Genomic DNA, 12424 nt, shown 5'->3' with positions numbered 1-12424 from the left:
CACCATCGTTTTCAGAAAAAATTAAAGAACCTGAGTCCATACGAATATCGAACTCAGGCTTCTTAACTATGCGTTTTAATTACTGTCTACTTGACAGGGGTCAGTACATAAGGGGGGGCTTGTTTTATTTTATAGTCGTAAAAACTCAGGCTCCGTCGTACCCGCACCATCAATGTAATAAATTGTGTCGGGATTGATTTTGATCAATACGTAATTAGGGTCTTCAGGACCGAGTAACCAACGTTTTAAGCTATTATTCCAAAACTTGTTTTTTAATGTTGAGTCTTCCTCGATTGAAGCTAACCCTTCAACTTCAATATAATCTTCATCTAATTTTTTTCCTTCTCGTCCGAGTAGTACATGGACATTAGGATTTTGTTCAATATCTGTTATCTTTTTTGATTGTCGATCTGTTGCAACATATAGTACAAAATCTTCATGGAAAAACATCATAAAGGCGCTATGAGGTTTCTCATTTCGTACTGTAGATAATACACCAGTACGTTGACCTTGAATAATAGTTGCGATTTTTTCTTTTAAGTGCATAATTTTAACCCCTTTTCACAATTTATAATTCTGTCTGTTTAAACAAGATAATTTAAATATCTTTCATACTGTTTTCTTCAATCCGATTTTTTAAACGTAATTGTGATGAAATCGGACAAGTTAGGAGAAGAATAATAATAATATTGAGGAGAAATACATACGATGGAAGGATGAAAAGCATGTTTAATAAAATATTTCTTATAGTAGCGCTTATAGGTGTACCACTATCTGTACTTGGAAAAACACTTCATTGGCCAGAAACAATTATGTTCGCTGTGTATTGTATTACGATTATCGCATTAGCTGGTTTTATGGGGAGAGCAACAGAGAGTCTAGCAATTGTTTCTGGTCCTAGAATAGGCGGATTATTAAATGCTACTTTCGGTAATGCTGTTGAACTTATCATTTCAATTTTTGCACTTCAAGCAGGGTTAATTGAAGTGGTGTTAGCTTCTTTAACCGGTTCTGTACTTGGAAATTTATTATTGGTAGGAGGGTTATCTTTCTTTGTTGGAGGTCTTAAATACAAAAGACAAAGTTTTAATGTATATGATGCAAGGCATAATTCAGCTTTATTAATATTTGCTGTTGTTGTGGCCTTTGTTATTCCAGAGATCTTTTCAATGAAGATGGACGCTGGCAAGACGTATCAATTAAGTATAGGTGTTTCTATTATTATGATTATCATGTACCTTGCTGCATTACTATTTAAGTTAGTTACGCACCGTGGTGTATATCAACATAAAAGTGACGAAGTAGCGCATGAAGAAGAGCCAGAGTGGTCGAAAGGGAAGGCGCTCCTTATTTTAGCAATAGCAACACTAGCGGTAGCTTATGTGTCAGAGGCACTCGTGCATACTTTTGAAACTGTTGCAAAGTCATTTGGCTGGTCAGAGTTATTTATAGGGGTTATTATCGTTGCAATTGTTGGGAATGCAGCGGAACATGCGTCTGCAATTATTATGGCTTATAAAAATAAAGTAAATATTGCAGTTGAAATTGCAATAGGCTCTACATTACAAATCGCCATGTTTGTTGCTCCTGTATTAGTATTACTATCTATGTTCTTCGCGCAAAGGATGCCTTTAGTATTTACCATACCAGAACTTGTGTCTATGATTACAGCTGTTTTCTTAACGATTGCGATTTCCAATGATGGAGATACAAACTGGTTTGAAGGAGGCACTTTACTAGCGGCGTATGTCATTATGGGAATTGGTTTTTATTTATTATGAAAAATAGGCATAACAATTGCGCTCAGAGAAAACAATAAACGAAGTAGTATATATACCTACATAGGAAGGAGCCAGACAGGTGAAACGAGTATACAGCATATGTCTTTCAACTATGGTCTCGTTTATTTTATTATTTCCTAACATGAGTTTTGCAAAGACAACAGTAGGAACAAAAATGCCTTCATCTGTTTTAAATATTTCAAAAGACAATACATTTCCAAATGATGCGCAAGATTTGCCACGTTTACAACCAAGTAAATTTGCTCAAGAGCTATTGAAAACGGCTAATATTAAAATTGAAAATCCAGACTTAATTCGGATGTTTAATGAAACGACAATTTCAAATGCTCCGCTTGCAGTAGGGTATCGGGCAAAAATTTATTTAGGTCAATGGGCTTTACATTATGAATCAGTAGACACATCGATTAATTGGGAATATAAACAAGTGAATCGAAATGTGTATGATAATCGCGGAGGAGACCGTTTGTATCCACTTCGCTATAAGCAAGAAACACAAAAGACGGTTGAAGGCGATTTAACAGCAGATATGAAAGATGCTGCAGATGTGAAAAAAATGATGCTTCTCAAAGCACTTGAAAAAGTACAATTACCTCTTTCGTTTAAGACAACTATTGGTTATGGTACTGGACATGAGCGTGTGTATAATATTAGTCCGAGTCAACTTGGATATTTATACGCTTATACACCAGCAGTAAATGAAAAGGGAAAAGTAACATTTGGAGAAGTGTATCTTGTATTAAAGGGAAATCAAAAAAGACTTGTTGTGAAAAATATTACTTCTCAAGGAATTGGAGCGGCAATTCCAATTCATGATCATTTGTTTTTTAAATTTATTTCTTCTTCTCACTCGCAATAACATAAAAAACGTCAGCTTATAAGCTGACGTTTTTTTTATAATGTAATGTTTGCTGTTTTTGATAAGAAATCTTCTGTCGGATAGTAGCTGTTTTTTACAAGAACATTTGGTCCAAGACATTTTACTGCAGGACAGTGGCAGCTTAATGATTTTGCTGTTTTTGAAGTGCTCCATTTTTCATACGCTTCTTGTAATGTGTTTGTTTGTATGTTTCCTAGAAGTGGAACATCACCAAAGTCCGTCACAATAATATTTCCATCGAAAATATTTACATTTAAACGAGAACGGCCATCTGGATCATTACGAACAGTTACATTTTTGCTCTCTTGCAATTTTTTAAATGTAGCTATGTCTTTTTCGTCATCGCTACAAGCATAGAAAGGTAAAGTTCCAAATAGCATCCATACATTTTCATCGCGAATTTCTAGTAAATGTTCAATCGCATCACGAATTTCAGCTTTTGTTAAAATCTCTAGATTACTCGCGAAGTCACTTGGATACATTGGATGAACTTCATGACGTTTACAGCCCATCTCTTCGACGATTTGGCGGTGAATATGTTCAATATGTGGTAGAGTTCTTTTGTTTAGCATTGTTTCGGCCGATACAAGTACACCTGCATCTGATAGAGCCTTACTATTTGTAATCATTCTTTCGAATAATTTTGCACGTTGTTCGTAAGTAGGCTTACGCTCCATCATTGCAAATCCGCCTTCAACGAAGTCATCAATTGTTCCCCAGTTATGAGAGATATGCAATACGTCTAAATAAGGAATAATCTGTTCGTAACGTGCTAAATCTATAGTTAAGTTAGAGTTGATTTGAGTGCGAACGCCTCGTTCATGGGCATATTTTAAGAGTGGTGTTACATAGTTGTCGACGGATTTTTTTGAAAGCATAGGTTCGCCGCCAGTAATACTTAAAGAACGTAAATGAGGAATCTCATCTAATCGTTTTAATAAAAGATCCATCGGAAGCGGATTTGGGTCTTTCGGCTGTAACGTGTAACCAACAGCGCAATGCTCACAGCGCATGTTGCATAACGTCGTCGTTGTAAATTCAACATTTGTTAATAGTAGTTTGCCGTACTCTTCAAGGTCCATATACGCTTCCCATGGATCGTAAGAAGGAGTAATCGGCTTCATTTTTTGTGATATCGTCATATGAAATACTCCTTTGACTATTGAAATAACAATTTGTCCATTCTCTATAATAGAAGAATATGTGCTTTTTATAAAGTGAAACTTTTTAGCATGGAAAGAGAGAGGGCTTACATTATAGTGGATGACTGTGACAAAATTGATGAAATTTCATGCCCATAGCAATCGTTTTTGCGGTATAATAAAAGCAACTCGAATTAAAAGGAGAGTGCCTTCATGGGAAAAGCAATTCAAGATAAAGATACACAATTAGTATATTTAAAAGAACGTTTAAATATGTTCATTGAAGTAATTGATACAATTGAACCTGAAGAAGTAGAATTAGAAGATGTAGATCGTCTTCTTGCAATGTTAGATGAATTAGAATTAAAATGTGAGCAATTTAAAAAAGACGAATAATATATTAAAAAGGCTACCAATTCCAATTTGGTAGCCTTTTTCTGTTCGGGTAATAGAAGGACGATAGAAAAAGAGGTATAATCAAGTTGTGAAAAATTTCATTTATGCTCTAATAGCGTGAAACAAATAAATAGCTAAAGAGCATAACAATTGAATTTTCAGCTCATAACGTTTTGGTAGCGTTCACAATTGAGGGGGAAGTAACAATGGAAAAGCTTCAAGAAAGCATGTATCAACTAATTGTTGAAACGTCAACGAACTTACCGAAAGATGTTCGTCGTGCGATTCAACAAGCGAAAGAGCGAGAAAATGCAGGGACTCGTTCTGCGATGGCACTTGGCACAATTACAAATAATATTAAAATGGCTGATGATAACATCTCGACGATTTGCCAAGATACAGGGATGCCAACGTTTAAAATTTATACACCAGTTGGTGTGAATCAATTAAAGTTGAAGGAAGCTATCTATAATGCGCTTGAGCGGGCGACAAAAGATGGTAAACTTCGTCCCAATTCTGTTGATTCTCTTTTTGGAGATAATAGTGGAAATAATTTAGGACCAGGTACACCGGTGATTAAGTTTGAACAATGGGAAAAAGATTATATTGATGCACGTTTAATCCTAAAAGGTGGTGGCTGTGAGAATAAAAATATTCAATATAGCTTACCATGTGAACTAGAAGGACTTGGACGAGCTGGCCGTGATTTAGAAGGGATTCGTAAATGCCTTCTTCATGCAGTATATCAAGCACAAGGGCAAGGATGTAGCGCTGGTGTAATTGGTGTTGGTATCGGGGGAGACCGCACATCAGGTTATGAATTAGCAAAAAATCAATTATTCCGTACATTAGATGATGTCAATCCAGTACCAGAGTTACAACATCTTGAAGAGTACGTATTAGAAAATGCGAATAAGCTGGGCATTGGTACGATGGGATTTGGCGGAGAAACAACTTTACTTGGTTGTAAAATTGGCGTCTATAATCGTTTGCCAGCTAGTTTCTATGTATCTGTTGCGTATAATTGCTGGGCATATCGTCGCCTTGGTGTGAAAATCCATCCTGAAACAGGAGACATTATGGATTGGCTATATCAAGAAGGTGAAGATACACTTCAGCATGAAGTACAAGAAAAAACAGAGCAACGTGAGATTGTATTACAAGCACCAATTACAGAAGAGCAAATTCGTGAACTTCGCGTTGGTGATGTTGTAACAATTAATGGCATGATGTATACAGGTCGTGACGCAATCCATAAGCATTTAATGGATAATGATTGTCCAGTAGATTTAAATGGACAAATTATTTACCACTGTGGTCCAGTTGTTGTGAAAGATGAAAATGACAATTGGCAAATTAAAGCGGCAGGTCCAACGACAAGTATTCGTGAAGAACCGTACCAAGGCGATATTATGAAGAAATTCGGTATTCGCGCTGTCATTGGAAAAGGCGGTATGGGTGCGAAAACATTAGCGGCTTTAGAAGAACACGGCGGTGTATATTTAAACGCAATCGGTGGTGCAGCGCAATATTATGCTGAATGTATTAAAGAAGTGAAAGATGTTGATTTCTTACAATTTGGTATTCCAGAAGCAATGTGGCATTTACGTATCGACGGGTTTAAAGCAGTTGTAACGATGGACTCTCATGGTAATAGCTTACATGCAGATGTTGATAAAACATCACTTGAAAAATTAGCTAGCTTTAAAGAGCCAGTATTTAAGTAAATAAAAAATGCATCTCGAATGATTCGAGATGCATTTTTTTGGTATATATAGAAAAACATGTTCAGCATGAAAGAATGCGTAGCAACAGAAACTACAAGTACGATTATATATGGAAAGGAGACTATTTATGAAATATAAATGGTTATATATCGGTCTCATTTTTTCAATTATGATGGCACTTGTTCCAGTTTCAGCACTGGCTTATACAAATACTCCACATAACTGGGGAATCCCGCGTCCTAAAAATGAAACAGTACCAGATGCAGGAAAGTTATATACAGATTTATTACAAAAAAATGGCGGGTTTTATTTAGGAGATACGAAGAAAAAAGATATTTATTTAACATTTGATAATGGATATGAGAATGGATACACAGGGAAAATATTAGATGTATTAAAAGAGAAAAAAGTACCAGCAACTTTCTTTGTAACGGGGCATTACATTAAAACGCAAAAAGATTTATTGTTAAGAATGAAGGATGAAGGACATATTATTGGAAACCATTCTTGGAGTCATCCTGATTTTACAGCGGTAAATGATGAGAAACTTCGTGAAGAATTAACGAGTGTAACGGAAGAAATTAAAAAAGTAACTGGGCAAAAAGAAGTGAAATATGTACGTCCTCCGCGCGGTGTATTTAGTGAAAGAACGTTAGCTCTTACGAAAGAAATGGGCTATTATAATGTATTTTGGTCACTTGCATTTTTGGATTGGAAAGTGGATCAGCAAAGAGGATGGCAATATGCGCATAATAATGTAATGACGATGATTCATCCAGGATCTATTTTATTACTTCATGCAATATCAAAAGATAATGCAGAAGCACTTGCGAAAATCATTGATGATTTGCGCGAGAAAGGGTATCATTTTAAAAGTCTAGATGACTTAGTAAAAGGCAATCAACCGTAAGCATGTATGCTTACGGTTTTCTCATGCTATAATGATGTGTAAAAAGGATGGGGAAACGTATGTGGAGCGAACATGTTACGTTAGAGTATCCGTATCATTTTGAAGAAGTATTAAAACGTTTATCTTTTGATCCTCTTAACGTCATTCAATTAGATGAGAAAGTTATTTATATCCCGCTTTGTATAGACGAGGAACAGGTTGTTGTTCGCTTACAAGGGATTGGTACTGTTCAAAATCCACAGTTTTGGATTTCTAGTCAGACAGGAGATCCAGAGAAAGTCATGAAACGAATGAGGGCCATTTTTCATTGGAATGAACCGTTTCAAGATATACAAAATCATTTTTTAAACACATCATTACGTCCACTATTTGAAACATATGCTTATACTCCAATTATTTTAGAATTTGATTATTTTGCTTGTCTGCTTCGCTGTATCATTCACCAACAAATAAATTTGAAATTTGCTACTGTGTTAACAGAACAATTTGTGAAACGGTATGGAACAGAGAAGAACGGTGTATTCTTTTTCCCCACTCCGGAAATAGTAGCAAATATTTCAATAGAAGAATTGAGAGAGCAGAAGTTTAGTCAGCGAAAGGCTGAATATATAGTAGGATTAGGTCGAAGTATTGTCAGTGGTACATTAAATTTAGCGAGTATAGAAAATGGGACGGAAGAAGACATTTCAGCACAATTGTTGCCAATTAGGGGAATTGGTGCATGGACAGTGCAAAACTTTTTAATGTTTGGGCTTGGACGGAAAAATATGTTCCCGAAAGCGGACATTGGGATTCAGCGTGCAGTGCAAGGTATATTTCAATTAGATGATAAACCTGATGATGCATTTTTAGAAAAAGTGAAACAAGAGTGTGAACCATACTGCAGTTATGCAGCGTTATATTTATGGAAAAGTATAGAGTAGAGGTGTAATAATGATACAAAAGCAACATGAGAGTAAGTTGGAAGTTGGTCAAACGTTTCCTGTGACAATTAAACGTCTTGGGATTAACGGAGAAGGCGTTGGTTATTTTAAGAGACAAGTTGTTTTTATTCCAGGGGCATTACCAGGAGAAGAAGTTGTTGCAGAAACAACGAAAATTCAGCGTGGCTTCGCTGAAGCGAAAGTGAAAAAAGTTCGTAAAGCTTCACCGCATCGTGTGAAAGCACCGTGTCCAGTATATGAGGAGTGTGGTGGTTGTCAGCTGCAACATTTAGATTATAAAGAACAATTGAATCAAAAGCGTGATATCGTTGTACAAGCATTTGAGAAGTACATGAAAAATAGTATGGAAGAGAAAATTCGCCCAACGCTTGGCATGGAAAATCCATGGCATTATCGTAATAAGAGTCAATTACAAGTGGGGCGTAAAGACGAAAAGGTTATTACAGGGCTATATAAACAAAACTCACATCAGTTAATTGATATCGCTCACTGTATGATTCAACATAAAGCAACGAATGAAGCGACAAAAGTTGTAAGACGTATTTTAGAAAAATTAAATGTTTCTATTTACAATGAGAAAAAACAAAAAGGTTTAGTACGCACAATTGTAACACGTACTGCAGTTCAAACAGGGGAAGTACAAGTTACACTTATTACAACAAAAGAAGAATTACCAAATAAAGAACAATTTATTGCAGAAGTACAAAAACAGATGCCAGCGGTTAAATCAATTATGCAAAATGTAAACTGGCGTAAAACATCTGTTATTTTTGGCGACAAAACATTTAAATTAGCTGGAAAAGAAGTCATTCAAGAAACACTTGGCGATTTATCATTTGAATTATCAGCACGTGCATTCTTCCAGTTGAATCCAGAGCAAACAGTTGTTTTGTATAATGAAGCGAAAAAAGCAGCTGCGTTAACAGGAAACGAGAAGATTGTGGATGCGTACTGTGGTGTTGGTACAATCGGTCTTTGGCTTGCAAATGATGCAGCGGAAGTACGTGGTATGGATGTAATTCCAGAAGCAATTGCAGATGCAAGAAAAAATGCAAAGCGTCACGGATTTACAAATACGAAATATGAAGCAGGTAAAGCTGAACAATGGTTACCGAAATGGGTAAAAGAAGGATGGCGTCCAGATGTAATTGTTGTCGACCCACCACGTACAGGTTGCGATGATAAATTACTGGAAACAATTTTAAAAGTGAAGCCGAAACAAGTTGTGTACGTGTCTTGTAATCCTTCTTCATTAGCACGTGATGTACAAGCATTAATGAAGAGCTATGAAGTGGAGTATGTGCAACCAGTTGATATGTTCCCGCATACTGCGCATGTTGAGAATGTAGTGAAGCTTGTTAGAAAGTAAAGTTTATTAATATTCCCTCATGGTATGAGGGAATATTTTCTATGAAGGAGAATATTATGCATAATTATAAATTAACGATTCAGTACGACGGCGCACGTTTTAAAGGATGGCAACGTCTCGGTAATAACGATAATACAATTCAAGGAAAAATCGAAAGTGTCATATCTGAAATGGTCGGAAAAGAAATTGAAATTATCGGTTGTAGTAGAACAGACGCTGGTGTACATGCTTTGAATCAAGTTGCTAACTTTCAAAGTGATGAGAAGTTAGTGGAACATAAAGTGAAAAAATATTTAAATCAATATTTACCTAACGATATTAGCATTACGAATGTGGAAGAAGTACATGATCGTTTCCATGCTCGTTACAATTCTAAAGCAAAAACATATCTGTATAAAATTTGGAATGAAGAGCATACAAATCCATTTATGCGTAAATACAGCATGCATGTGAATAAAAAATTAAATGTGAAAAGCATGAAAGCAGCTGCAAAACATTTAGTTGGTTCACATGACTTTACTGCTTTTTCAAATGCGAAATCAAAGAAAAAATCTATGGTTCGAGAAGTATATACACTTGATGTGATGGAAGAGGCAGGGTTTGTACAAATTAGAGTAAGTGGTAACGGCTTCCTTCATAATATGGTAAGAAAAATTGTCGGGGCATTAATTGAAGTTGGATTAGGACAATTAGATGCTGAAGCAATTCCAAACATTTTAGAGGAAAAGCAGCGCAATCAAATTAATTGTCTTGCTGAGGCAAGTGGGTTGTATTTAGAGAATGTTGAGTTTTAATGGCAAATAAAAAAATCGGGCTAAGTAGCTCGATTTTTTTAGTATTACGAAGATTTTTCGTTTTTTATACGTAGCTTTAAATTCCAAAAAGCAGCAAGCATAATAGCTGCAAAGGAGCCAAAAATTGTTCCTAATAGCTTTGCATAAGGAGAGCTGCTTACATCGGCATTAATGAATAACATCATACAGAGCATGGCAGGGAAAAAGTATAAGTATTGTAATAACTTTAATTTTTTATCATTACTCATATATATAGCCCCTTTCTAGCATGTTATATGTTTGTTATAACATATTTTACCAAGTTGTTTTTGCACTTGGAGACATGTTTATTTCATATGTGTAAATGCAGTTTTTTAATTCGATATTGTAAGTTTTGCCTACTTAATCCTAAAAATTTTGCAGCTTGTGAGATGTTGCCATGATTCTCTTCAAGAATTTGGTTAATGTAGTTCTTTTCCATTTTTTCTATTGTGTGTTTTAAAGTTTTAGGTGCATCAGTATTGTGATTAGTTAGTGCATGTTGCATATTGAATTCTGTTTTTATTCGTTCGCGAAAGCGAGTAGGAAGATGAAACGCTGTAATGATGGTTTCATCTTCTATCAAGTTCATGGAACCTTCAATTATATGTTCCAACTCCCGTACGTTTCCAGGCCAATCGTATGCATAGAAAAATTCTCTTACATTTACATCTACATCGGTTACGTTGAGCCCGAATTGAGTATTATATTTTTCAATAAAGTGCTGAACAAGAGCTGGAATATCTTCTTTTCTTTCACGTAAAGGCGGAAGACATAAAGTAACGACGCTTAATCGGTAATATAAGTCTTCTCTTAATCGATTATGTGTGATGGCTTCAAAGGGATCTTCATTGATAGTTGCTATAATGCGAACATCAATTTCTTTTTCGTGTGTACCTCCGATTCTTCGTATTGTTTTTTCTTGTATAGCCCGCAGCAACTTAGCTTGAAGTATTGGGCTTAATGAATTGATTTCATCTAATAACAAAGTTCCTCCGTTTGCTTCTTCGAATAAGCCTGATTTATCTATTGCTCCTGTAAAGGCACCTCGATTTGTGCCAAATAGTAGGCTTTCCATTAAGGTATCAGGTATAGCGGCACAGTTTTGTGAAATAAAGGGTTTTGTTGAACGCTGACTTTCATTATGGATGCTTTGTGCAAATAGTTCTTTACCAGTGCCTGTTTCTCCTACTAGAAGTATGGAGGAAGATGTACGAATTACTCTTTTTCCTTCTGTAATGATTGATTGAATGGCTTCAGAATCACCAATTATGTGATCAAAGGTAAATTTAGTGCTTTGTTTTCGAGAAGGACCTATTTTTATCGTTTGCTTTAAGTTACTAATTTCTTTTGATATTTCAATAGCGCCTTTAATTTTTCCATTTTCTATTATAGGGAAAGTATCGTTAATCGTTGTAATTTCTTGTCCTTTATTGTTAAAATACGTTTGTTTTATATTTTTCTTTGTTTTTCCAAATTTTAATGCCTCTATAAGAGTACTATTTTTATTTTCCTCAAATGCGAATACTTCTAAAGGACTTTTATATAGCACATCTGAGCGCTCCATTGATTCAATTTCCATCATTTTGCGGTTATAGATAATCGTCTTACTTTCCTCATTAATAATATGAATTCCGATGTCGAGTTCATTGAGTAAAGTTTCATATAGCATATTCATTTCAATGATCTGTTTTAAATTAATTTCTTCTGTACGCATAGATTATCTTCTCCTCATTCCACCCTATGAAGACTGACTTTTTATAATTTTATTAAAATTCTTATAAAATCGCAAAAATTTTTTGCTATTTTCCTTTTAAAATCTCTGAAATGATAGAAAAATTTTGCGGTTATGAAGTTTTTTTTTTGAGAAACCTTCATTTTAAATAGGAATTGGAGATTGGTACGCATTTTGCATAAATAATAATTGATATATCTAAAGGAGGGATATGCAACGTTTCAGTACCAACTAATAAGAAGGAGGAGTGTATAAAGTGAAGACGGTTATAGAATGCGTGTATAGTCCTTGTTACGGGAAAGTAGAGAAGTTATTTGTTACGGAAAGTTCTTACGTATATGAGTGGGAGAAATTAGCATTAATTGAAACAATAGATAAACAGAAAGTAGAAATTAAGATAGGGATCAGTGGTTATATTGAATCATTAGAAGTAGTAGAAGGACAAGCTATTGCTGATCAAAAGTTATTAATAACAGTAAGGGATGACCTTTTAGTAACAGGCAGTGATTAATGTAAGTGACGTGTATTTTTGCTCTTTTAAATCATTATTTTTACGGTGAATAATTTTAAAAACGCTTACATTAAATGGGTTTACAAAGTGAAAAGACCTGCGGTAGTATGTCAACTGAAAAATAATATCTTTTGAAGTTATCAAAGGACAAATTGCTTAAAAAAGACATCACGAAACTAGACCAGTATTTTATGTAAAA

The 12424-nt window shown here is 35.1% G+C and carries 13 protein-coding genes; 9 read left to right on the top strand and 4 right to left on the bottom strand.

All coding sequences use genetic code 11. The features are described 5' to 3' along the window. Window positions 1-129: 129 nt before the first annotated feature. A complete protein-coding gene (locus tag MR168_RS29325) occupies window positions 130-546 on the bottom strand; it encodes a pyridoxamine 5'-phosphate oxidase family protein (RefSeq protein WP_000550220.1) in 417 nt (138 codons plus the stop codon). A 179-nt stretch (window positions 547-725) separates the two neighbouring features. Between MR168_RS29325 and cax the strand changes: the two genes are divergently transcribed. Both cax and MR168_RS29315 read left to right on the top strand, forming a co-directional pair. Further along, window positions 726-1781 (top strand): calcium/proton exchanger, encoded by a 1056-nt coding sequence (gene cax, locus MR168_RS29320; RefSeq protein ID WP_000482133.1) that lies wholly within the window; start codon window positions 726-728, stop codon window positions 1779-1781. Window positions 1782-1860: 79 nt separating this feature from the next. Continuing rightward, entirely contained in the window at window positions 1861-2658 is a 798-nt protein-coding gene (locus MR168_RS29315) for a YfkD famly protein (protein ID WP_002083605.1), read from the top strand. A gap of 35 nt (window positions 2659-2693) precedes the next feature. On the opposite strand, the gene yfkAB is transcribed toward MR168_RS29315, so the two are convergent. Beyond that, complete coding sequence (gene yfkAB, locus MR168_RS29310; RefSeq protein ID WP_000156016.1) at window positions 2694-3821, bottom strand: radical SAM/CxCxxxxC motif protein YfkAB; 1128 nt, start codon at window positions 3819-3821, stop codon at window positions 2694-2696. Between the two features lie 213 nt (window positions 3822-4034). Between yfkAB and MR168_RS29305 the strand changes: the two genes are divergently transcribed. The 6 genes from MR168_RS29305 to truA all read left to right on the top strand — a co-directional run bounded on the left by MR168_RS29305 (window position 4035) and on the right by truA (window position 9961). Next, window positions 4035-4217: an SE1561 family protein gene (locus tag MR168_RS29305; protein WP_000513558.1), complete on the top strand. Its 183-nt coding sequence runs from the start codon at window positions 4035-4037 to the stop codon at window positions 4215-4217. A 206-nt stretch (window positions 4218-4423) separates the two neighbouring features. Beyond that, window positions 4424-5944 (top strand): class I fumarate hydratase, encoded by a 1521-nt coding sequence (fumA, locus tag MR168_RS29300; RefSeq protein WP_086411460.1) that lies wholly within the window; start codon window positions 4424-4426, stop codon window positions 5942-5944. 127 nt (window positions 5945-6071) lie between these two features. Beyond that, window positions 6072-6854: a delta-lactam-biosynthetic de-N-acetylase gene (gene pdaA / locus MR168_RS29295; RefSeq protein ID WP_000875956.1), complete on the top strand. Its 783-nt coding sequence runs from the start codon at window positions 6072-6074 to the stop codon at window positions 6852-6854. Window positions 6855-6913: 59 nt separating this feature from the next. Beyond that, complete coding sequence (locus tag MR168_RS29290) at window positions 6914-7777, top strand: DNA-3-methyladenine glycosylase family protein (RefSeq protein ID WP_000269422.1); 864 nt, start codon at window positions 6914-6916, stop codon at window positions 7775-7777. A gap of 10 nt (window positions 7778-7787) precedes the next feature. Beyond that, complete coding sequence (gene rlmD, locus MR168_RS29285) at window positions 7788-9167, top strand: 23S rRNA (uracil(1939)-C(5))-methyltransferase RlmD (protein WP_000615206.1); 1380 nt, start codon at window positions 7788-7790, stop codon at window positions 9165-9167. A 56-nt stretch (window positions 9168-9223) separates the two neighbouring features. Next, a complete protein-coding gene (truA, locus tag MR168_RS29280) occupies window positions 9224-9961 on the top strand; it encodes a tRNA pseudouridine(38-40) synthase TruA (protein WP_000553118.1) in 738 nt (245 codons plus the stop codon). 44 nt (window positions 9962-10005) lie between these two features. Here the strand turns inward: truA and MR168_RS29275 are convergent, their stop codons facing one another. Together MR168_RS29275 and MR168_RS29270 are read right to left on the bottom strand one after the other, a co-directional pair. After that, window positions 10006-10209, bottom strand: coding sequence for a hypothetical protein (locus MR168_RS29275; RefSeq protein WP_000063861.1), 204 nt, complete (start codon window positions 10207-10209; stop codon window positions 10006-10008). Window positions 10210-10292: 83 nt separating this feature from the next. Beyond that, a complete protein-coding gene (locus tag MR168_RS29270) occupies window positions 10293-11696 on the bottom strand; it encodes a sigma-54 interaction domain-containing protein (protein WP_242291696.1) in 1404 nt (467 codons plus the stop codon). A 274-nt stretch (window positions 11697-11970) separates the two neighbouring features. On the opposite strand from MR168_RS29270, the gene MR168_RS29265 reads away from it, so the two are divergent. After that, window positions 11971-12225 carry a biotin/lipoyl attachment domain-containing protein gene (locus tag MR168_RS29265; RefSeq protein ID WP_000859480.1) on the top strand — a complete coding sequence of 85 codons (255 nt, stop codon included), beginning with the start codon at window positions 11971-11973 and terminating at the stop codon, window positions 12223-12225. The last annotated feature ends 199 nt before the right edge of the window (window positions 12226-12424 follow it).

Source organism: Bacillus cereus group sp. BfR-BA-01356 (assembly GCF_022663635.1).
Lineage (GTDB): Bacteria > Bacillota > Bacilli > Bacillales > Bacillaceae_G > Bacillus_A > Bacillus_A cereus.
This window is presented reverse-complemented; position numbering and strand designations above follow the sequence as displayed.